Genomic DNA, 21,999 nt, shown 5'->3' with positions numbered 1-21,999 from the left:
AATCCCTCAACAAATCCCCTCCTTGACACACCGCAAAAAAAGTGCCGAACAATATTGGGGGAGCCCTGCCCTACAGTACTAAGACCGGTATCTGTTTCAGCTGATAAGTCTCCTTCACTGGACATTAATATTCCAGGTATTCCAGTGAAAAAAACCACTTCGAGCCATGAAGGTATGCATATGGATATTAAACATAATATACTAAATGAGTTGATCGATGAAGCAAAGTTAGATGAAGTAGGTTTGTGGTATGTTCTTTATCAAGTACGATCTGATTTTGGTGTCGGCGAACCGGAATTAATAAAAGATATGACACTAAAATACGTTCGTGAAATGCTAGACCCAGGAGAAGTGTGCGTTGGTAATTACAGCACTATTACAAACTGTTTTGAGGAATGGAATTTGAGCCCCGATCAAGTGGTTAGTAGAATTGACAGGGATTGGGAATTACTCGGAAGAGACCCGGATATTGGAGAGATTGTGATTATTGTGGGGGCGGATCGCCTGCGGCACTCAAAATGAAATGAATAAATCTGGTGAAGTACCGGTAGGGCAGGGCTCCCCTGCCGCAATGCAATACTCGCGTACACTTTAAAGTTGTATGTTCTCAATCTGGTTCTCCGACGTGGTCTTCAATCTGACCAAATTCGACAGGGTGGCAGGGACGGTAGCGGAGCGGATGTCCCTGAATGCGGGGTCAATTCTTCGTCGATCTTCCAAGTCAATCATCATCACTCTGTCAGCCAATCTGGTGGGGTTGGATCTATTTTGATTGGACCTTCCTGATTCAAGTGATACCAAGTGGGGCTTGAACTTTTCCAGTCACAACCCCGATGAACCAATCTACGAAGGCAGGGGTTTTCGTGAATACAATTCTCTTCTGTCGTCTTGCAACTTTTCTTTGAGAATGTCATCGTCAATGTATGCAAATGCTGAGGTGAGTGGTTGAGCGGATCGGGATCGTGATAAGCTCTGGATTCTCCCATAGATGTTGAACATGATGAAAGGATCAAGAATGAGTCAATCTGTGAATGGTGCGATGATTGGGTTGGGGTTTGGTGCGGAGTTCATCCCGATTTATCAGGCTCATCCGAAAGCGAATGTGACTGCGATTTGTCGGCGGAATGAAGTTGAGTTGAACAAGTCTGGCGATCAGTTCGGAATCGAAAAACGATACACCAGCTACGACGATGTTCTCGCTGACCCGGACATCGACTTTGTGCATATCAACAGTCCGATTCCGGACCATGCGTGGATGTCGCTGAAGGCGTTGGATGCGGGCAAGCATGTGATGTGCACCGTCCCGATGGCGACGACGATTGATGAATGTCGGCAGATTGTGGAGAAGGTCAACGAGACCGGCTTGAAATACATGATGGCGGAAACGGTCGTCTACAGCCGCGAATACCTGTTTATTAAAGAGCTGTATGAGAAGGGCGAACTCGGAAAAATCCAGCACTTGGCAGCCTCTCACCCACAGGACATGGATGGCTGGCCGAGTTACTGGGAAGAGATGATCCCGATGCACTATGCGACACATGTTGTGAGTCCGTGTCTGGGACTGGTAGACGGTCTTGCAGAGTACGTCAGCTGCATGGGGTCTGGAACGGTGAGAGAGGACATCGCGCAGAAATCGGGGAATCAGTTCGCTGTCGAATCATGTCATATCAAGATCAAGGACTCCGATTTGACGGCGCACATCTGGCGTTGTCTGTACGATGTGGCACGTCAGTATCGCGAGAGCTTTGACGTGTATGGAACGAAGAAAAGTTTCGAGTGGACTCTTATTGAGAATGAACCACACGTGTTGCACACTGCGAAGAAGCCGGAGCCGGAAATTCCGGAGAAGATCGAAGTTCCCGACTTCGCTCATTTGCTTCCGGAAGAGATTCGTCGGTTTACGCTTCCAGCAGAAATTCACGATGCAGAACACCTGTCCTTTTTGCAAGGGGGCGGACATGGAGGTTCGCACCCGCATTTGGTCAATGAGTTTGTGAACGCCTTGCTCGAAGATCGTGATCCACTTCCGAATGCAGTGACGAGTGCGAACTGGACCTGCGTCGGAATTTGTGCTCATGAATCTGCCACGAAAGGTGGCGAGATCGTCAAGTTGCCAGAGTTCACACTCGGTTAATCAAACACGCTTCGCCGGGCACTTGACGTGCCCGGCGAGTTTTCTTGATCTCTGATCGAAGCATTGAACGCGTGATTCTCATCTATTCATCAGTTTGCGGACTCGTGTCTTGAGTTCAAGATGATCTTCTCGGCGACAGACCTGGAGCTTGAAGTAGGCGAATAGTGCTGACTCTGGACTGTGAATACTTTAGACTTTGGGCAAGCTGATCTTGTGACCATCACCGAATGGAGTGAAATCTGTGAACCGGATTCTTTGCAATAGCTTTCTATGTACGCTTTTTCTGTATGCGTTCTTTCTGGATGTGACTGCATCTGCTGGCACGTCGAACAGTCTGATGGATATCTCGACTGACGGAGCTCTGCTGGTCTGCTCGAATCGGGACGCGGGAACGCTCTCGGTTGTCGACCTGAAAACGAAGCGGAAGTTGCACGAAGTCGAAGTGGGGCGTCATCCCGAATGTGTGACATTCATTGGCGAGTCGTACGATGTCGCAGTTGCGATCTACGGTGAAGACCGCATCGATTTTGTAAATGCGAAGTCGGGAAAGAAAACCGGCAGCCTCGATGTCTTTGACGAGCCCTACTCGGTCGTCTCTAACGCCGATGGATCTCGCCTTTGGGCCACGCTGGAATATCCCGGAGAAGTGCTCGAAATCGATCCAGCCAAGAACGAGATTGTACGGCAGGTTCAGGCTGGAAGTTTCCTGCGAGGACTGGCATTGCATGACGATGAATTGCTGGTGACCGAATATTTCACCGGCATCGTGAAGTCTATCGACGTCAAGGATTTCGAAGTGACTCACGAGTGGACTGGCTCGAAAGAAGATAACATTTGTCGTCAGATTACGGTGCATCCGACATGGTCGAAAGCCTATCTCCCCCATCAGCGGTCATTGACGGAAGTCTCGCACGGTTCTGGCTCGATCTTTCCCTACCTGGGGATCGTCAATACCGATGTCCATGATAAATCGGTTCGGAAACGCAAGCAGATGGATTCCTTCCGCGGGACATACGTTGTCGCGAATCCTTGGGAGGTCGCCATTTCTCCGGATGGAAAGCGATTGTATATCGTTTTCGCTGGGACCAACGACATGTATGTTGGGGATCTTCTTGATGATGACTACCACGAAGTCGAGTTTGCTGGATTGCTGCGGATCGGGTCGAATCCCCGAGCAGTCAAAGTGTCGCCGGATTCAAAAACGTTCTACGTCTACAATGCACTCGATTTTAATGTGGTGGCGTACGATGCAGCGACGCTTCGTCAACATGGCGAGATCAAGGTGACGGAGTGGACCGGAACGCCTGAACTTCTGCTCGGGAAAAAGCTCTTCTATACAGCGAATCCTCCTATGACGAGTCGTCGCTGGATTTCCTGTTCGAGTTGTCATCCTGATGGAAATTCCGATGGACGGACGTGGCAGCAACCTGAAGGGCTTCGTAACACGCAGGCAGTCTTTGGCTTGAAAGAGACTCATCCCATTCACTGGTCGGCGGATCGTGACGAAGTTCAGGATTTCGAACATACTATTCGCTCCCCTCTGATGGGGGCACGCGGCCTGATTCGAGGTCGTGTCAATGACGCGCTCGGAAAACCGAATGCAGGCTTGTCCAGGGAATTGGACGCACTTGCTGCCTATGCGAATTCACATCCGTTTGAGCTCAGTCCGCACGCTAAACAGGGGCTCAGCGAATCTGCTCGGCGAGGCAAAATGTTGTTCCTTTCCTCAGAAGTCGGCTGTGCGAAGTGCCATTCCGGTCCATACGCGACAGATCTCAAAATGCACGACGTCGGCACTGGGCGAGACGATCCTTCCGAACTGATGGGGACAAAATATGACACCCCCACCTTGTTAGGAGTCTATCGCACTGCACCGTACTTGCACGATGGAACCGCAGCCACGCTGCGAGATGTTTTGACGACCACAAATCCCAAGGACGAGCACGGGAAAACGAGCCATCTGAAATCGAGCGACATCGATGATCTTGTTGAGTATATGAAGGTCTTGCCGTACGAGTTGCCCGGCTCTCCGTAATTCGCTCGTTCTCGCACATATTCAAAGTTGTCAGAGGAACGGTTTGAATGGCGATTGACTCGCAACTTCTGGAAATGCTCAAACAGGCAGCCAAGGACGTTTCAAAAAATGCCTATTGCCGGTACAGCGAATTTCCTGTGGGGGCAGCTGTTTGCGGAGGATCAGGGAAGATTTACACCGGCTGTAATGTTGAAAATGTCTCCTTCGGTTTGACAATGTGCGCCGAAAGGTCAGCGATTTTTTCTGCAATCGCTGCTGGAGAAAAATCGATTCAGGCTGTTGTGATCTTCACGCCCACTGAGAGTTTGACGCCGCCTTGCGGGGCATGCCGACAGGTGATTTCCGAATTTGGAGATGAGGTTCAAATCGTTTCGTTTTCCAATTTGAAAAGCTCTGAGCCTCAATCAATCCAGGAATTGCTACCCTCAGCGTTCGGAACTTTAAACCATTCTGAGTGAAGTGTCTGCTGGCCGGAGAAGTCTCTGGTTGGACATTTTACTCTCCAATCGGTCACAATCTTTCATTGAATGCCAAGAGTGTAGACTGCGAACTGAAAACAGCCAGAACAGGAAAACTGATGACAGGTGATGTGGGCAAGGTCAATGTTGTTTCTGTCCAGGATTTGCATGTCAGTTATGGCAAAGTCCATGCAGTACGAGGTATCTCTTTTGAGATCCCCAAGGGTGAAGTGTTTGGATTCATTGGTCCCAATGGGGCAGGGAAGTCTTCGACAATTCGAGCTCTGGCGACATTGCAGAAAAAGTTTGAAGGGCAGGTTAAAGTCAACGGAATCGAAGTTCGAGACGACCCCGATCGAGTGCGAGAAATGATCGGGTTTATGCCCGACTTTTTTGGCGTGTACGAAGATCTGACCTCGCGTGAATACCTCCATTTCTTTGCGGCTGCTTACCGTCTTCCGAAAGACCGCCGGGAATCGGTGGTCACGGATGTTCTTGAACTGACGGACCTGACTCACAAGATCGACTCCCCCGTCGATTCTCTTTCACGCGGGATGAAACAGCGTCTCGCATTAGCACGTGTTTTATTACACGATCCCGATTTGCTGTTACTTGATGAACCTGCATCCGGGTTAGACCCACGAGCACGAATCGAAGTGCGAGAACTCTTGAAAGCGATGCAGGAGATGGGCAAGACTGTGTTGATTTCCAGCCATATTCTGCATGAGCTTGCTCAACTCTGTACTCGGATCGGGATCATTGAGGCGGGACTGCTGGTCGCAGAAGGCTCTTTGAACGATATTTTCCAGCAGCTTTCGTTGAAACGTGTGGTCCATGTTCAGGTTGTGAATCCGAGTGATGAACTTGTTGCCGAAATCGAACGGTTGCCGGGTGTTGAATCGGCGGAACGGCAAACAGATCGGATTGCGATTCGGTTACGTGAAGACGAGTTGCCGATTGAAGACTTGCACTCAGGGATCGTCAACCTGGGAGGCAAAATCAGAATGTTCCAAGCGGAAGCGATGGATATGGAAACCGCCTTCATGAAGCTGACAGAAGGGGTGACCGCTTGATGCATTCACGGCAAAGATTTGGGTTGCCTTTATTGTCGAAAGAGTTGATTGAGCAATCTGCAAGACGGAGGACGTACATCGTTCGTTCGTTGTATGCAGTCCTCTTCTTTGGCTTTTCTCTGATGATCTTCTGGGGCACGGTTTACAGCGACGTCGAGACTCCATTCGAGTTGATGGGCCGCGGCCGGGAGATGTTTACGATCTTGATGTCGCTGCAGATTTTTGGCGTCTGTTTGTTCACTCCTGCGTTGACTTGCGGAGGGATCACGTCAGAGAAGGAACACAACACGATCGGGTTGTTGTTTTTGACGAAGCTGACTCCGTTAACAATTGTCCTCGAAAAGTATTTGGGCCGTTTGGTCGTGATGGGGACATACTTATTGATTTCGCTTCCGCTGTTTGGTTTTTGTTATGCGTTGGGGGGCGTTGAACAGACTCAGGTCTGGTTCGGCTTTTATGGATTGATTGTGACCGTCTGTCAGTTGGCGGCCCTGGGGATTTTGTGTTCCACTTACTTCCGTACAACAGTCAGCTCATTCATTGCAACCTATTTGCTCGGATTCCTGATGTTCTTTGGGCCGATCATTTTATTCGGGATGTTTCGTCACAGGAACCCGAATAGTCTTGGTTCTGGTCCGTTGATCTGGACTTCAGTTGAAACATTGGTCTCCCTGGTCGGCTCGATTGGTGAGTTTGGATTGAATGGCCTTGGGGAATTGTGTGGTCTCCAGTCAGGAAACAATTTCGTGTGGGAACCAGTTTGGGGGCAATTCTCTTATAACCGCACAGAAGAAAACGGGTTCATCTTTTTCGCTCCAATACTACTCATGTCATCGATTGAAGGAGGCCCATCCACAATCCACAACTGGCAGCTCTTGGCGCTCGGATTTCCTGCGCTGGGGCTCACTTTCTATTTCCTGTTGCTCTCCTGGTTGCTATTGGTTCCCCGGGCAGTGGTCACGCCAAAGAGATATTTGCTTCTTCTGTTTCAAGTTCTGGACCGGTTGTTTCACCGAGCAAATCAGAACAAGGTGACACAGGGGATTGTCTTGATTCGCGATGGCAACAAGCTTCCTGATTACGAGCCTATTGCCTGGAGAGAGACAACTAAAACTGCTCTGGGATCGCTCCGTTACCTGGTCCGAATTGGACTGGTCATTGAGTTTCCGGTTTTGTTTATCTGCCTTCTCGCTGTCACTTTTTCAGCGGGAAACATGTATGCCGGGAACCGTAATGAAGTTGTTGCATTCATCACATGTCTATGTTGGGTTCTGGCGATTTTGCTAACCGTTGTCCGCTCAGCGACGCTCATTTCCAGCGAACGTTCGCATGAAACTTTGGACGTTCTGTTGACAACTCCTATTTCGAGTCGTCAATTCGTGATGCAAAAATACCAAGGGGTCAAACGACTGCTGTCGATCGTCTCTATTCCCTTGCTGACCTCAATGGCAATGCAAGCATGGCATTGCAGTGGCTATCGCAGCTCTCGAAGTAATGGCTGGGTTGAGGTGTTTGTCAGATATCCAGAGAGGAGTACGCTGTTTTACATTTTGACGAGCTTGGCGTCGGTGCTGATCATGTTGCCGTTGTTTGCGTGGCTGAGCATGTTGATCGGCATGTGGGCAAAAACATCGACGCGAGCAATTTTTACAGCTTTGGCTGTCATCGTTGCATGGATGATCGTGCCCGCAGTCGTTTTGATCATGATCTTTGAGGCAGCAAATTTCGGTTCGGGAGACATTCTCAGAATGGCGTTGATATCTTCCCCATTTATTGTGCCATTTCTCAATGAAGTTGGGGAGGTCGAAGATCTCTCTAATCTCGGTGCCTGGCTCACGGTCGTGTTGAATATGATCTTCTACGGATTTCTTTTGTACTTTATCCGTTCCTTCACACTGAAACACGCAGCGAGAATGCTGGGCCGTTCCGAGGACAACTGGAAGTAAGAGGTCTCTCGTACTGACGGTGTTATTCGGCGTGACGAGAGAACGTTCATGCGTCGAGCTTACTGGTCTGGAAAGAGTCGATCGCCCGCTTCCCGGAATTCGTTGACCATTCGTTGTACTGTTCGCCAGCGGTCATCGGGATTTTTCTCGAGACCGGTCATGATTGCAGTGGCGATTTGTTCATCCAGATCGGGAAGATACTTGCGAATGTCTTCCGGTGGTTGGTTGATGTGGTGCAAGACGCTTTCCATCGTGTCGGCAGCAGGCCAGGGGAGTTCACCTGTGTACATTTCGTAGCAGGTGACAGCGTATGAGAAGATGTCGATTCGCTGGTCTGTAGGTTGCCGAAGGATGAGTTCCGGAGCCATATAGTTAGCGGTTCCGGTTCGATTGCCGGGTCTTCGAAACTCAGGCGTGTTTGGAACCATCAACCCGAAGTCGATGATTTTTACAAGATCATCGTTCGTCACCACGATGTTTCGTGGGCAGAGGTCGCGATGAATCCAATCGTTGGTGTGCAGATAATTCAGTCCCTCGCCTAACTGAATACAATACCAGATGCAATTTTCTTTCATCCGGGCGTTTTGTGTTTCCACGAGGTAGCTCATGCTGTCACCCTCGATGAACTCCATGACCAGAAATTCTTCGTTGTTCGTCGTGATGCCGTGGCTGATTGTTCTGGCAACATTCGGGTGATTGAGTACAGAGGCAATTTGCCCTTCAGACGGTTTAGCCAGACCGACGAAGCGCTGCTGCAAACGAGCCAGTTTTGCCTGGTCTAAGACTTTGACGGCGACGAGATCATTGTTGCGAGGATCTGTTGCCTTCCAGACCTTCGACATGCTCCCTTGTCCGACACGTGTCAGGAGCTGGAATCTCTTCTCGACATCGACTTTCTCGATACGAGGCTCCTTGTTGAAGAGACGTTTCAAGAATTCCATCGAATTGCCTCGTCGATTTAAAAGTCTGTCACCGAATGAGAGATCGGTCTGGGGAAATTACGTGCAATAGTCAATGGTCCGAGCGATTTCACTACGCAGGTCCGGACGCGAAACAATGCGGTCGACAAACCCATGCTGAAGCAGGAATTCACTCGTTTGGAACCCTTCGGGGAGTTCGCTATGAACGGTCGCTTTCACGACACGTGGGCCGGCGAATCCGATCAGTGCTTTCGGTTCTGCCAGGACGACATCTCCCAGAGAAGCAAAACTCGCAGCGACACCACCCATCGTCGGGTCGGTGAGGATCGAGATGTAGAGACCTCCGGCATCGTGGTAGCGTCCCAGAGCGGCTGAGACTTTCCCCATTTGCATCAGAGATAGAATCCCTTCGTGCATCCGGGCTCCACCACCTGAGCCGCTGACGATGGCTAAGGGGAGTTTCTGTTTTGTCGCTTCTTCTGTGGCTCGGGTCAGCTTTTCACCGACGACTGAACCCATGCTTCCCATAATGAACGCAGAGTCGGTCAGTCCGAAGATCAATGGCCGTCCGCGCATGTAGCCTTTTCCAACGATACACGCTTCGGACAAGCCTGTCTTTTTCTGTTCAGAGACGAGGCGATCTTTGTACGCCTTTTTGTCGCTGAAGCCGAGAGGGTCAACAGGAGTGATTCCTGTGTACCATTCTTCGAACGAGTCGTGATCGAACAGTTGCTCGATTCGCACACGTCCGGGAACATAGAAGTGGTGGCTGCACTCAGGACACATCCGCAAGTTCTTTTCAACTTGTTTACGGAAGATCGTTGCTGAGCACGACGGGCAGCGAAGCCAGAGCCCCTCTGGAACGCCACGTTTTTTTCGAGGTTGAGGAGCGTCTTCAGCCATATCGGGAACGTCAGGATTCACCGTCTCTGGTTCTGTACTCATAGTTGTCAGGATGCAATGCTGAATGAAACCGGAATCGGTGGAACAGAATTTCTAGCGTCGTCTTGGAAGTCGCTGAAACAGTCGTGAATCAATTCAGGCCGTGTGTGCGAGTGATCAAAGATAAGACTTGAAATCGGCAACCATGATTCGTCCCCATGCACTTGTCTGGGGATGCCTGCGTATGAAGCTCCGCTGTCCTAAAATGGGCACAACTTCGCTGTCGTGACAGTCAGGCTGAGATTGTCGATTTACATGATGACGATATCTTGATCGTTTCAGGAGTTCTTGTCGAGGGCAGTGCTCCAACGAGCTTGAAAATGTCCCGCTGGAGACCACAAATTGCCGCTCTGTTGTCACATTGGCAACACGTCCATCGAGCGGGCACTCTCTCACTGACGGCATAAAGTGCCGGTCGTGTGAGATGGTCTTCATTCAGAGATGGCGATGGACTCTGCCGGATATTCTCTGCTTGGCTGACTCTCGAGGAGCTCTGCTCAAGTTTGACAAGTCTTTCAAGTGAGGCTGACAGCCTGGATCTCTCCGGCTCTCTTATTTTGGCACAGGGGAAGGGAGTTCCACAGCCTGGCAGTGTGCAACCTCTCGTTCTTTGCAAAACGACTCGGAAAGTTCAGGTTCGCGCCCTTGTAAATGGCACTCAATGAGTGACGCGAGCGGTTCTGAGGCGACGATCGCGATGGATTTCCCTCGCTTCATCGGTTTTCTCAGGGCAGCAGCGATCCGCTGGCAAGCCTCTTCTCCATCTTCTCCCTGCGGTGGGCAGACCGATTCAGGGGATTCTTTCCACTGTTTAAAGACTTTGGGTTGTTTCGATCGAATCTCACTAATACATAGCCCTTGCCACAATCCCAGGTCGACGTTCGCCAGGGAATCGAGGACTTTCAGCGTAATTCCCAACTTGGAGGCAATTCGCTTGGCTGTCGAGAGAGCAGGTTCAGTCGGGCTGGAGTAGATTCGATCAAGCTGGGATTTACTTACTTCCGTAACCATCTCATCAACCTGAACAACTCCTTGTTCAGTCAATGGGAGGTTGATCGAGCCTTGAAGCCGCTTTTGCACATCGTAATCCGTTTCACCTGGACGGATCAGATAAATGGTCATGGAGCACCTTAGGTACCGGGGGGTGAAACCTGATGAATGATCGACTTTTTGAGAGGTTAAGATCACTCATTTCAGTTTCTTTGAATTCTTGAGAGATAGACTCAAGAACGGTTGTCGAATTGTCGAGCGCGAAATTTTTCGAGTGCATTTTCGTGTTTCTGGTCTCCGTGAAGAGTGCTTCTCGTGAGATCATTCGCTCAACACAAGGAGACAGGTCACGGACGTCATTTTCATGAATGCTCAAGTAACGTGTTTTCACGCTTGAAACTGGGACGCAATGAGTTGGCAGGAGAAGACAGAATCAATCTGTATTTCCCTACCCACTTCTATTTCTGGAGGAGCGGAAAGTCAGGTCCTATTAGAACTGATCCTGAAACTTGAAATTGCTCTCTCAAACGTTGAGGAAAGCGGCTATTCCAGAGGTTTTCGGACTGGTTCTAGACATCTCTGACGTGGATGGATTTCAGGGCAATTTCTTATTGACCTCTTATTGTCGAGGAGGAGAGTTGGAACTTGCGATTGACGTCATCTCACGGATCGCAGTTTCGTAACAAGGTTGGTCGAAAATTGAACTTCCAGCGACGTATACGTCTACACCATTTGCTGCGACATCGGGAATCGTAGCGGGGCCAATCCCGCCATCAATCGAAATCAGTGTTTCCGATGGGAACAGAGCTCGCGCCTCTGCGACTTTTTGAATCGCGTCAGGAATGAACGACTGTCCTCCAAAGCCCGGTTCGACGCTCATCACCAGGACGAGGTCGACTTGATCTTTAAGTTTGGCAATCCTGTCGACGGGTGTGCCAGGATTGATAGCGATGCCTGCCAGGCGGCCAGCATCACGGATTTTCTTCAGGAGTGCGGTCGGTTCTGGAACCGCTTCGATATGGAATGTGATCCAATCACACCCGACGCGAATGTATTCATCCAGATATTTTTCAGGATCAGAGATCATTAAGTGTGCATCGAGAATCAGCTTGGTCCGTTCCCTGATTCGTTCGATCACCATCGGGCCGTACGATAGGTTGGGGACAAAGTGTCCATCCATTACGTCCAGGTGGAGGGTGGCGGCGCCAGCCGTTTCGAGCTTTTGGATCTCGGCATCCAGGTTTCCAAAATCGCACTTCAACATCGAAGGTGCGATAACTGGAGTTTGGGGAAGATCTTGTTGAGACATAAGCAGGGTTTGATTAGTGAATGTCTGTGAATTCTGAACTTATTAAAACTGAAACGGAGCCATGAATTTGAAATTGTGTGCCCTAATTCGGTTTTCGTCCAGTCAAGTTTCTGATTCGACGCTGCAACCGAACGCTGACAGCCGCAACATTTCTTGAATGTTACGGCTGTTCGTTCGTCTTAGGATTGACCTAAGTCCTTACATATTAGCAAGTTTCTTGATGAGTCCGGCGGTTCGGCTCGAGTATCCAAACTCGTTGTCGTACCAGCTGAGGACTTTGACCAAATTACCGCCAATCACTTGCGTCCAGCTTGCATCGAAGATGCTGCTGTGAGGATTTCCGACGATGTCTGATGAGACAATTGGGTCTTCGGTGTACTCAAGAATCCCTTTCAATGGACCTGATGAAGCCGCTTCTTTCATGGCTGCATTGACATCTTCAACGGTCACGTCTTTGCCGAGAACGGCGACGAGATCGGTCACGCTTCCAGTAATGACTGGAACACGCAGGGAAATCCCGGTCAGTTTTCCGTCAAGCTGTGGAAGAACCTGGCCGACTGCTTTGGCAGCACCGGTTGATGTTGGGATAATATTGACTGCGGCAGCTCGTGCACGTCGGATGTCGCTGTGAATCTGATCAGAAACACGTTGGTCGTTGGTGTAGGCGTGACAGGTTGTCATCAAGCCTTTTTCGAGACCAAATTTCTCGTCGAGAATCTTCGCAATTGGTGCGAGGCAGTTCGTTGTACAACTCGCGTTGGAGACAGTCTTGTGTTCCGCGGTCAGTTGATCGTCGTTAACTCCCATGACGCAGGTCAAATCAGGTGCGTCTTTGCAAGGAGCTGAGATGACAACTTTCTTGGCACCTGCTGTGAGGTGGCTATCGTAACCAGGTTTTCCATCTTTTGCTTTTGATGTGAAGAAACCGGTCGATTCCAGGGCAACATCGACTCCCATGTCTGCCCAAGGGAGCTCAGCAGGATTACGTTCTGCCAAAACTTTGATCTTCTGATCGTTGACGATCAGGGTATCGCCTTCAACAGTGACAGTGCCGGGGAAGCGGCCTTGGGCACTATCGTATTTGAGCAACATTCCCAGCATCTTCGGATCACTCAGGTCGTTGATGGCAACAATTTCAAAATCCTTGCCCTGAGCCATCATCGCTCGCAGAGAAATCCGCCCAATACGTCCGAATCCATTAATACCTACTTTAACTGCCACTTTTTTTCCTCCGGTAGATGATTTCTACACTTACAATCAGATTTGTTGTTATCTCTCGATATGAGATGCGGATTGTAGCCTCAGCGTGATGCTGTCTCAACTAACTGATTTCTTACGAAACATGATCATCAAAGATGAGAAGGTGCATCAGCGTATCGTTATTCATTGACGCGATTTGACGTTTTCGAGAGCAAATCGATGAATCGTTGAAGTCTCTTCTGAATTCAAGTCGAATTTCGCTCTTGGTGGACTGGTAATGAGGGTGGAGTTTGATCTACACTCTTTGCTTCGCAAAAATTCGCGGAAAATTTTGAACTAGTCTTCGAACCAGTTTTGAGCCCTCATGTTCTGTAGGGAGTTCGGTTGTTTCGGAACTCCGACTGGTTATATGGTGAAAAAATGCCTAAAGCAAAAACACATAAGGGAATTGCCAAGCGGTTCAAAGTGACCGGTTCAGGCAAAAAAGCAAAGCACCGGAGTGCCAATCGTGGGCATATTCTGGGAAAGAAATCTGGAAAACGCAAACGTCACCTTCGTAACGGAGGAATCGTCGTTGGTGCGAATGCACGGATGATTGTCGAAGCAGTTCGACCCAGCCTGTAGACTGTCGCCTTTTGGGCCGTCAACGTGTAGACTGTCGTGAACTGCGTGAAACAGATTTAGAACTGATCCGAAAACCTGGATTCTGCCTCTCGAATACTGAGGCGATCCGTTCAGTAGAGTAAGGTTTCGGTAGGTGCTGAATGCGAAAACATATTACTGAGAACAGATGTTCAGCAGCTTCTGCTGCGGTATCAGGTGAAAAGCGATGCGAGTAACATACGGTAAGGCACGGCGACGTAAGAAAAAACGTCTCTTCAAAGAAGCCCGCGGAAATGTCGGCGGACGCAGTCGTCTTTGGCGGACTGTTCAGGAAACAATCCTGCGGTCGCGAGCGTATGCGTATCGCGATCGACGAGTCCGTAAACGGGACTTCCGCTCACTTTGGATCACTCGTATTACTGCAGCATCACGTGCTCGTGGAATGCGATACTCTGAGTTAATGTTCGGCCTCCGATTGGCAGGCATCGAAGTGAATCGTAAAATGCTAAGCGAGATTGCGATTCATAATCCAGAGATCTTCGACGAAATTGTTGCCGCTGCACAAACAGCGATCAGCAACAAGTAAGTGATTGCTGACTAAAATTAGCAATAAGCTCGATTAATGAGCGAGCCAGTTGCACGAGTCTCAAATTAAAAAGACCTCAGCAGAATTCCTGCTGAGGTCTTTTTTCGTGATCGATATGAATGTCGATTTTTCTGTTCGCTCCACGCTCGATGAGGATGTTCTTCCTCGTGGCGAGCAGTCTATGAAGTTATGGGAGCGAGCCTCACAGGCACGACAAGCATTGTAGATGCTCGTAAGCAATTGCGTGTTTCCAGTCTCCATAAGAAGAGTGCTTTTCATGAAAAAAAGCCACTCGGACTCACGAGACAGGTCGCGTACATCTTGTTCAAAACTGCTTGATAGCATATTTCGAATTGGTGTTCGCGTTCTGCCTCGTGGCGAGCAGCTTTTTCACTGGTGAAGCGTGTTCTTCACGGGCGCACGATAGAGCAAACTGCTCTAGAAGGTCAGGATTGCGTCCATCCCGAAGATGGCATCTCCTTCGCTGGCGATTCCGGCATTGGTTGTGCCTGGATCCCACTGGTAGCGAATCTCAGGTCGTAGTGTCAGGTTTGGCATAGGCTTGTAGTTCACACCACCGGTGATGGCGTAGATACTGTTCCCATTGTTTTTCCACCATTCGAATCGACCACCAACTCCAACGCACTCATTGACCGAGTAGAGCAGGTATTGGTTGATTCCGTAGGACTCATTGCCACCAGCCAAGCCGATCTGGTTCCCAGCCATGTTCACGACGGCACTTTCGGCTGTCAGGAAGTCAGACTGGAAAACGTAGTTGAGCTTATCTGTTAGTGAAACGTCCAGCACGACTGACTGAGAGTATCCGTCGCCGATGGCTCCGAAGTCGCCCACAGTGATGATGTGTGTGAAGGTCGCTTTGTCGCCGAGTCCGAATGAGTAACCACCCAGCCAGCTGCTACCGTGTTGACCAAAGTCGTTGTATTGATCGAAGCCAGTATCCCAACCGAGTGTCCATCCGCTGTAGACGCTTAAGTTGTCGTTGACTTTATATGTGGAGAGTGCACCAGTGTGTGTGAACGCTTCACTGTTGTACATTGTGAACGCGTGGCTGTAGAAGAAGTTGTCGGGAGCGGTCACGACTTCGTACCCGAGCAGGGTGAAAAAGTGACCAACTTTCAACGACCAGTCTCCATAGGCCACTTCGCCGTAGAGTTGTGGCATCGCGAACCCGAATGATCCATGGTCCCAGCCATTCAGGTAGTCCCATTCACCGGGGGTATTTCCGAAGGCCTGAGTGTCATTGGCATCGATACCGTACATGAAGTCAGCTCGGAAGCCCCAGTCGAGGCCACTGCTGCCATCAGCAACTTTTTCCGCATACAGCCACGCCTGGTGTGTCGCATAGTGTCCGGGGCGGTCGTTGAACAGACCTGTCGAGCGGTTGTGGTATCCGCTTTGGATCCATCCACCGACTCGGTACGGAGAGCAATCGCTGCAAAGGTCCTGGAGGGACCAGCCACCACCATCGAACAGGTAACAGCTTTCACAGGCAGAGGTGTCGCAGCCGAGACCATCACAAGGGGTGGTGCTGCAAAGCGGGTCGACAAGTGGTGATCCGGGGGCACAGTCGTGGCCAATCTGCTTTACAAGCGATTGCTCACCTTCTGAGAAAATTTGATCAGCTCGTTGAGCCACGTCATTTTCTTGAGCGACGGCAGTTGTGGCGAGTCCCATTGCGGTTGCTAGCGTGAGAAGCCAGTCTCTCGTCTTGAGGTTCCGCATTCTTTTCTACTCCTGGTTATGAAGCGGTCAGGATATCTCGAGCACAAGATATCCTGGTTCCATCCTTGTGGTCCTAGATTTCTTTCGTGCTTCCCTCTTCGTGAAGACTGTTTTCATGCGACGTCGAGCTCATTTTGACGAGGCAGAATGTGTCCATTTTCTTCAATATTCTTTAGCCATTACGATTTGAAGAACATTTTCAATAGCGAAGATTGCGCCTGATGACATTCCTGGGTCAAGGATTGCATCAACAGCGAATCTTCAATATTGCTCTGAATGTTCTGCCTCGCAGCGGGGAGTTTATTAAGTCGCAAAAATGGTCTTCACGGCATGAGAAGCGTTGAAAATCCTCTCCAGGAGCCACACTGACGTGTTGGATCGGCGCGAATACATCTGCAAAATCGGAGATTCTAGGATGCGTGATATAACTGTCTTAATTGCTATACTTTGCCACCAGCTGGGGGATCTAGACTTCCAATTATTGGAGAGCACGCGAAAATAGAGCTTAAATGGCAGCAATTGCCTCATTTTCGCGTAAAAAGACCGATCAGCATCGAAATCAAAATGGAGTGACAATGCAGACCTGGATGAAAGATGCTCGAAGAACTCTCGGCGTCGCCTGCATAACTGTAACAACTGTTCTAATCTGTACGACAATCTTAACCTCGTGTCGGCAAGATACGCCGGCTCCTGGAAAGACGGATTCCACAAAGGCCAAATCTGAGAGTCAGGGTGGGGCTTATTCGTCCGGGAAAGGTGATTCTCCGAGAGCAACGACTCCGTTGTTGAAGGGGTGGGAGAAGCCTCAGGCGGTCCTCGTCTTTTCGGGAGACGAGCATGGCTACCTGGAACCGTGTGGCTGTTCGGAGCGGCAAGCTGGCGGGTTTGCACGACGTGCCGACTTTATCCGGCAACTCAAAGAGGATCGAGGCTGGTCAGTTTCGGCATTTGATGTGGGAGGAATTTTGAACGAGAAGCGGGTCACATACCCACAATCGAAAATCAAGTTTCACCACATGCTCCTGGGCTTCCAGAAGATGGGCTATCAGGGACTAGAGATTGGCTTGGAAGAGTTGATGCTTGGTCCCGATGCTTTGTACGTGGAACATCAGGCAGTCTCTACGGAAGATGGATTCGATGTTCCATTTCTGGGGGCGAATGTCACGTTCTATGGGACCAAAGAATTGGGAACTCCTGTGAATTCTCGTGTCGTGCAAGTTGGTGAAACCAAGGTTGGCGTGATCGGCATAGTTGGGACGAGTACGCTGAAGAAAATACAGCAAACGGGACTGACTGCTGATGAGAGTTTGCTCAAAATCGATGTTCCAGCCGAGGCGATTCGCAAGGAACTCGAAGCCTTGAAAGCAGAGAATCCGGACCTGTTGGTACTGCTGTCTCATTCGGATATTGATGAATCGGAAGCACTGGCCAAAGAGTTCCCGGAGTTCAAGATTGTAGTCACAGCCAACAGTGCTGAAGACCCAAGGAAGAAACCGAATTATGTCGGTGAAACAATGATTGTGCATGTCGGTAAGAAGGGGAAGAACGTTGTCGCTGTCGGCCTGTTTGCAGAAAATCAACTCAAGCATGAGTTAGTCGAACTGGACATGGACCGCTTCGCCATTGATCCGGGAATGGTCGAATTGATGCAAGAGTATCAGGACGTCCTCAAGGAGCAGTACGATTCGATGGTGAATGATGATCTCGCGATCGGCCATCCTTCCGGGAAGACTTTTGCTGGGGCGGATTCCTGCAAAGAATGTCATACATATGCTTACAATATCTGGAGTCAGTCAAAGCATGCCCACGCACTCGACAGCCTCACAAAAGGGCGGCCGGGGCAGGAGGCGACTTGGGTAAACCGCATCTGGGACCCTGAATGTTTGGCTTGTCATACCACTGGCTGGGAGCCGCAAGAGATCCTGCAGTACAAAAGTGGTTTCGCCAGCCTGGAAAAAACACCTCACTTAGCTGGCAACCAGTGCGAGAACTGTCACGGCCCTGCAGCCGAGCACGTTGCGTTGGAACAGGCGTGGAAAAAGACAGGCATGCTTACACCCGAAACGATTGAGTCTCGAAAGTCGCTGCAACTTCTCAAAGCAGAAGCGGAGCAGAAAGTTTGCACACACTGCCACGATCATGAAAACAGTCCAAAATTCGACTTCGAAAAATATTGGAAAGAAGTCAATCACAGCGGGCGTAAAGATTGACGACACACAGGCTCCACCCTTAGAAGTAAGGCTGAGGCGGGTTCGCTCTCGTACAAGTTCAGTGAGATGTCCCTCAGTATTCCAGATGTTTTGTGGCCATGCGAGTATTGTTGTTCTACGACGCAGATTCAGCAACATGCGCGCCCATCCAAAACGCGTTGGTCGAATTGGGATGTGAGGTCGAGCTTTTCTGTCGATATCCCGAGATGCCAAGCATCGACACAATTTCGATGAAAAAAGTTGACTTGGTTCTCGGGTATGGTCCTCATAATGGTTCTATGCAAGGACTCGCTTCACTCGTTCACTATTTGAAGAGAGAGTCACAGGATCTGCATGTTGCGTGGTGGTTGCTGGAAAATCTACCAAATGGAAGATTTGCAGATGTGACAGCAGACCTTGGGGCTGCATTCCGACTTTGGGGTGATCGCGCATTCAATGGTCGTCTGCCCGGGAGTGATCTTCGGTTTCTGCAACAGGGGCAACGTTGGCGAATTCTTGGTGAAATTAAACAGTTGTGTCGAAGAGGTGTGATCGACTCTCTCATATCTGGATCATCTCCACGAGCTGAATTTCTTCAGCGCCGAGGAATTGATTCGCTGGTTGTCCCCTTTGGATTTTCTCCTGAGATGGGGCAGGATTTAGCTCTCCCGCGAGATGTGGATGTTGCGTTTCTGGGAAACCGCAATGCTTCTCGTCGCAGGCGTCGAATCTTGAGTCAGGTCAGTTCTGAACTGAAGAAAACGAATCGAGAAATTGTCTTTCCGCGAGGTTATCTAGGCGGTAACCAGCGGACCGAATTTCTGAATCGCTGCAAGATCGTGCTCAATGTCTTGAAGTCTCCGCGTGACTCTGTGGGACATCGATTCTTACTGTGTGCAGGGAATGGAGCAATGATTGTTTCTGAACCCAACTTGGATAATGAGGCGTTTGTGAGTGGACGAGATTTTGTCACTTCGCAAATCGGTCAAATCGCCGAAACCGTCGAATTCTACTTGCAAATGGATTCGCTTCGTCACAAAATTGCTGAGACCGCGAGCCATTTCGTTCATCAGGAGCTGACGTTGAAGAATATGTTGTCTCGAATTTTGCAACACGTCAAACCGGCTCCTACAGGAACGAAATCACTGTGACTCACCCATCAGAATCTATGTCTTCGTCGAAACTGCAAGCGGTGATCGATTGTGATGTCCATTATCGCTGGCAGTCGATCGAGCAAATTGCGCCGTACGTGAAGGAGCCTTGGAGGTCGAGACTCCTGCGGGGCGCTTCTGTTTATCCGAACAATACTTATTTCAATGTCGCGGGAATTCGTCGGCGAGACGCAGTTCCTCCAGATGGTGGATCACCAGGTTCCGACCCCCATTTTCTGATTGCAGACCTGGTTGATGCCTACTCGATGGACTACATCATTCTCAATGGTGAAGCAGGGCATCTGGGGGTCTCTAATTTACCCAATTCAGATTGGGCCAGCACACTGGCGAGTGCATACAATGATTGGCTTATCAATGACTGGTTGACGATTGATCAACGGTTTCTGGGTTCAATCATTGTAGCTACCCAAGATCCTCAACAAGCTGCGCGAGAGATTGATCGCATCGCAGGACATCCTCAGCTCGTTCAAGTGTTGCTTGGAGCTGGTGCGAGGTTTCCTTACGGGCAACGTCACTACTATCCGATCTATGAAGCAGCGGAACGCAACGGCTTGCCGATTGCGATTCATCCGGGAACTGAAGGACCTGGAATATCGAATCCTCCCACTGCAGTTGGATACCCAAGCTACTACATCGAATGGCATACCTGTCTGACGACCGCATTTCAGGCACATCTCGTCAGTTTAATCTGCGAGGGTGTCTTTGAAAGATTCCAGGAACTGCGATTTGTATTTCTGGAAGGTGGAGTTAGCTGGCTGCCTCCACTGCTTTGGAGATTGGACAAGAATTACAAGGGCTTACGTAGCGAAGTTCCTTGGCTCAAAAAATGTCCCAGTGCTTACGCCGAAGAGCATCTCATGCTCTCCACTCAGCCAATTGAGGAACCACCACAATCTCATCAGTTGAACCAGATTTTGGAGATGTTCCCAGCTGAGAAAATGCTCATGTATTCGAGTGACTATCCCCACTGGGACTTCGATGATCCTCGAGCTATTTTTCGACACTTCTCTTCAGGTTTTCGAGGGCGAGTCTTTTCCGAAAACGCACGACAATTTTACGGGTTGAAATAGATGGCCCAAAAAGCTGTGATTCTTGTCGTGATGGCATATTGCTTTTTTGCAGGTGTTGTGCATGGGCAAGGCAAAGAAACTTTGTGGGTCTTGGACGAGACTGGGGTCGTCTATGGATATGATGTCGGAACTTGGGATCTTGAACACAAGATTCATCTGGGAAATCACCTCCATGGAATTTGTGTTTTGGGTGATCAGGAGACGATTGTCGTTTCTCATATGAACGCAAAGTCGGGACGAGGTGAGCTGGTTTGGATCGACACAAGGGACGGGCAGATTCTCGATCTGCTCGAGGTCGGGGACTTCCCGGATGAAATTGAATGTTCGCGAGACGGTAAATGGATTTATGTCGCCTGTTGGGATGGCTCATGGTGGGTGATCGACGGGCATAAGAAGAAACTCTTTAAGAAAATTCGAACTGCGGGATTGCCTCACAATACGACCATCTCACCTGATGGGGCGAGAATGTTTTTGTCGCCGTTGGGGGAACCCGGCAGGATTACCGTGATCGATCTTCAGCATGGTCATGAGCCAGTCGGGGTGATCTCCATGGATGGGTCTCCGCGTCCTGCTTCTTTTTCCGGGGATGGGAAATATCTCTACTCACAAGTTGATGGATTGGCAGGTTTCCAGGTTGTGGATGCTTCAAAACTGGAAGTCATTTGCACCGTCGAACATTCAATCGACAAGGACTCTCGTTGTCACGGATTGAGCGTTCGCCCTCAATCAACGGAAATTTGGTCCTGTGCCTCTCATCAATCGCTGATTTTTATCACTGAATGGACCTCCAGTAGAGAGACGCCTCTTGGTCAGGTTGAGACTCCGGGGCATCCTTATTGGATCTCATTTAGTTCTGGCGGCGACTATGCGTTTATTTCACTTGTACCTGATCGAAAATTGTTAAAAAAACTTGTCTTGGTCTCGTTTTTCGTTGGCTTCTGTGGCATTGTGGTTCTCGTCGTCAGCTTTCTTCGTTTGGGGCGTCGGTTTCCCTTTTTACGGTCTGTGAACTTGGCTCGGCACGCTTTGATCTGGACTCTTGTGTGGTTGATTGTCGCGTGTGGGGGCTATCTATACCGCGAAACAGTTCAGGGTGGCTTGCTGGTGATCGATTGCAACAGTCGCAAAGTGGTCGCGAATCTGGATGTTGGGCGAATTCCGAAGCGGAGCCAAGTCAGCGGAGGCAGACTCGGCAGCTCCAGTCTCGAAACTTTACGCCAGCTTGAACAACAATTGATTGTTAAGAAAGAAAGAGGACGGTCCAGTGGCTGAGTACAAGGCCTGTCGTGTGGAAAGTGTCGGTGGAAGAAAAGGACATGTTGTCTCTGTAGCAGGACATCAGGTTGGCCTCTATTTCGTCGAGGGAGCCTACGTAGCTGTCTTGAACCGATGTCCACACCAAGCAGCTCCAGTCTGCTCGGGAGGAGTTGAAGGGATGACCTTTTCAAACGGTCCAAATGATTACCAATTGGATTCAACTCCTTGCGTTCTTCGGTGTCCCTGGCATGGATGGGAGTTCAATTTACTCGACAAAGGGACATCACTATTCGACCCCAAAGTACAACTCAAAATGTTCCCCGTTCGTGAAGAGGACGGGTATCTCTTTGTCACTATGTAAGGCTCTTGTCG

Annotated in this window: 19 protein-coding genes; 13 read left to right on the top strand and 6 right to left on the bottom strand. The window is 49.7% G+C overall.

Features of this window, described 5'->3' with window-relative positions; translation table 11 throughout:
- The 6 genes from ACN0YR_RS23965 to ACN0YR_RS23940 all read left to right on the top strand — a co-directional run.
- The coding region (locus tag ACN0YR_RS23965; protein WP_417851739.1) for a hypothetical protein at nucleotides 1-522 on the top strand (522 nt) is incomplete at its 5' end.
- A 493-nt stretch (nucleotides 523-1,015) separates the two neighbouring features.
- On the top strand, nucleotides 1,016-2,134 hold the full coding sequence (locus ACN0YR_RS23960) for a Gfo/Idh/MocA family protein (protein ID WP_417851738.1): 1,119 nt from the start codon (nucleotides 1,016-1,018) through the stop codon (nucleotides 2,132-2,134).
- Between the two features lie 337 nt (nucleotides 2,135-2,471).
- The gene (locus ACN0YR_RS23955; protein WP_417851737.1) at nucleotides 2,472-4,169 is read left to right on the top strand and encodes a hypothetical protein; all 1,698 of its coding nucleotides are present in this window, start codon (nucleotides 2,472-2,474) and stop codon (nucleotides 4,167-4,169) included.
- Between the two features lie 47 nt (nucleotides 4,170-4,216).
- Nucleotides 4,217-4,627, top strand: coding sequence for a cytidine deaminase (locus tag ACN0YR_RS23950; protein ID WP_417851736.1), 411 nt, complete (start codon nucleotides 4,217-4,219; stop codon nucleotides 4,625-4,627).
- Entirely contained in the window at nucleotides 4,624-5,700 is a 1,077-nt protein-coding gene (locus ACN0YR_RS23945) for an ABC transporter ATP-binding protein (RefSeq protein WP_417851735.1), read from the top strand. The genes ACN0YR_RS23950 and ACN0YR_RS23945 overlap by 4 nt, the downstream gene beginning before the upstream one ends.
- A gap of 23 nt (nucleotides 5,701-5,723) precedes the next feature.
- Nucleotides 5,724-7,646 (top strand): ABC transporter permease, encoded by a 1,923-nt coding sequence (locus ACN0YR_RS23940; RefSeq protein WP_417851734.1) that lies wholly within the window; start codon nucleotides 5,724-5,726, stop codon nucleotides 7,644-7,646.
- Between the two features lie 59 nt (nucleotides 7,647-7,705).
- Here the strand turns inward: ACN0YR_RS23940 and ACN0YR_RS23935 are convergent, their stop codons facing one another.
- The 5 genes from ACN0YR_RS23935 to gap form a co-directional block, all read right to left on the bottom strand.
- A complete protein-coding gene (locus ACN0YR_RS23935) occupies nucleotides 7,706-8,587 on the bottom strand; it encodes a serine/threonine protein kinase (RefSeq protein ID WP_417851733.1) in 882 nt (293 codons plus the stop codon).
- 57 nt (nucleotides 8,588-8,644) lie between these two features.
- The gene (accD, locus tag ACN0YR_RS23930; protein WP_417851741.1) at nucleotides 8,645-9,469 is read right to left on the bottom strand and encodes an acetyl-CoA carboxylase, carboxyltransferase subunit beta; all 825 of its coding nucleotides are present in this window, start codon (nucleotides 9,467-9,469) and stop codon (nucleotides 8,645-8,647) included.
- Between the two features lie 591 nt (nucleotides 9,470-10,060).
- Nucleotides 10,061-10,630 carry a histidine phosphatase family protein gene (locus ACN0YR_RS23925; RefSeq protein ID WP_417851732.1) on the bottom strand — a complete coding sequence of 190 codons (570 nt, stop codon included), beginning with the start codon at nucleotides 10,628-10,630 and terminating at the stop codon, nucleotides 10,061-10,063.
- A 487-nt stretch (nucleotides 10,631-11,117) separates the two neighbouring features.
- On the bottom strand, nucleotides 11,118-11,807 hold the full coding sequence (gene rpe / locus ACN0YR_RS23920) for a ribulose-phosphate 3-epimerase (protein WP_417851731.1): 690 nt from the start codon (nucleotides 11,805-11,807) through the stop codon (nucleotides 11,118-11,120).
- 198 nt (nucleotides 11,808-12,005) lie between these two features.
- Nucleotides 12,006-13,028, bottom strand: a complete 1,023-nt coding sequence (gene gap, locus ACN0YR_RS23915) for a type I glyceraldehyde-3-phosphate dehydrogenase (RefSeq protein ID WP_417851730.1) — start codon at nucleotides 13,026-13,028, stop codon at nucleotides 12,006-12,008.
- 399 nt (nucleotides 13,029-13,427) lie between these two features.
- On the opposite strand from gap, the gene rpmI reads away from it, so the two are divergent.
- Together rpmI and rplT are read left to right on the top strand one after the other, a co-directional pair.
- Nucleotides 13,428-13,631 (top strand): 50S ribosomal protein L35, encoded by a 204-nt coding sequence (gene rpmI / locus ACN0YR_RS23910; protein ID WP_417851729.1) that lies wholly within the window; start codon nucleotides 13,428-13,430, stop codon nucleotides 13,629-13,631.
- A 205-nt stretch (nucleotides 13,632-13,836) separates the two neighbouring features.
- Complete coding sequence (gene rplT, locus ACN0YR_RS23905; RefSeq protein ID WP_417851728.1) at nucleotides 13,837-14,196, top strand: 50S ribosomal protein L20; 360 nt, start codon at nucleotides 13,837-13,839, stop codon at nucleotides 14,194-14,196.
- A gap of 438 nt (nucleotides 14,197-14,634) precedes the next feature.
- On the opposite strand, the gene ACN0YR_RS23900 is transcribed toward rplT, so the two are convergent.
- Nucleotides 14,635-15,939: an outer membrane beta-barrel protein gene (locus ACN0YR_RS23900; protein WP_417851727.1), complete on the bottom strand. Its 1,305-nt coding sequence runs from the start codon at nucleotides 15,937-15,939 to the stop codon at nucleotides 14,635-14,637.
- 509 nt (nucleotides 15,940-16,448) lie between these two features.
- On the opposite strand from ACN0YR_RS23900, the gene ACN0YR_RS23895 reads away from it, so the two are divergent.
- The 5 genes from ACN0YR_RS23895 to ACN0YR_RS23875 all read left to right on the top strand — a co-directional run bounded on the left by ACN0YR_RS23895 (nucleotide 16,449) and on the right by ACN0YR_RS23875 (nucleotide 21,988).
- Nucleotides 16,449-18,149 carry a multiheme c-type cytochrome gene (locus ACN0YR_RS23895; RefSeq protein ID WP_417851726.1) on the top strand — a complete coding sequence of 567 codons (1,701 nt, stop codon included), beginning with the start codon at nucleotides 16,449-16,451 and terminating at the stop codon, nucleotides 18,147-18,149.
- A gap of 206 nt (nucleotides 18,150-18,355) precedes the next feature.
- On the top strand, nucleotides 18,356-19,279 hold the full coding sequence (locus tag ACN0YR_RS23890; RefSeq protein WP_417851725.1) for a glycosyltransferase family protein: 924 nt from the start codon (nucleotides 18,356-18,358) through the stop codon (nucleotides 19,277-19,279).
- A gap of 17 nt (nucleotides 19,280-19,296) precedes the next feature.
- Nucleotides 19,297-20,370 carry an amidohydrolase family protein gene (locus ACN0YR_RS23885; RefSeq protein ID WP_417851724.1) on the top strand — a complete coding sequence of 358 codons (1,074 nt, stop codon included), beginning with the start codon at nucleotides 19,297-19,299 and terminating at the stop codon, nucleotides 20,368-20,370.
- Nucleotides 20,371-21,642, top strand: a complete 1,272-nt coding sequence (locus tag ACN0YR_RS23880; RefSeq protein ID WP_417851723.1) for a hypothetical protein — start codon at nucleotides 20,371-20,373, stop codon at nucleotides 21,640-21,642.
- Nucleotides 21,635-21,988 (top strand): Rieske (2Fe-2S) protein, encoded by a 354-nt coding sequence (locus ACN0YR_RS23875; RefSeq protein ID WP_417851722.1) that lies wholly within the window; start codon nucleotides 21,635-21,637, stop codon nucleotides 21,986-21,988. Before ACN0YR_RS23880 ends, ACN0YR_RS23875 begins: the two co-directional genes overlap by 8 nt.
- Nucleotides 21,989-21,999 lie beyond the last annotated feature (11 nt).

It is taken from the genome of Thalassoglobus sp. (assembly GCF_048270125.1).
Lineage (GTDB): Bacteria > Planctomycetota > Planctomycetia > Planctomycetales > Planctomycetaceae > Thalassoglobus.
Note: the sequence above shows the minus strand (reverse complement) of the source record. Positions and strands in the feature narration are given on the sequence as shown.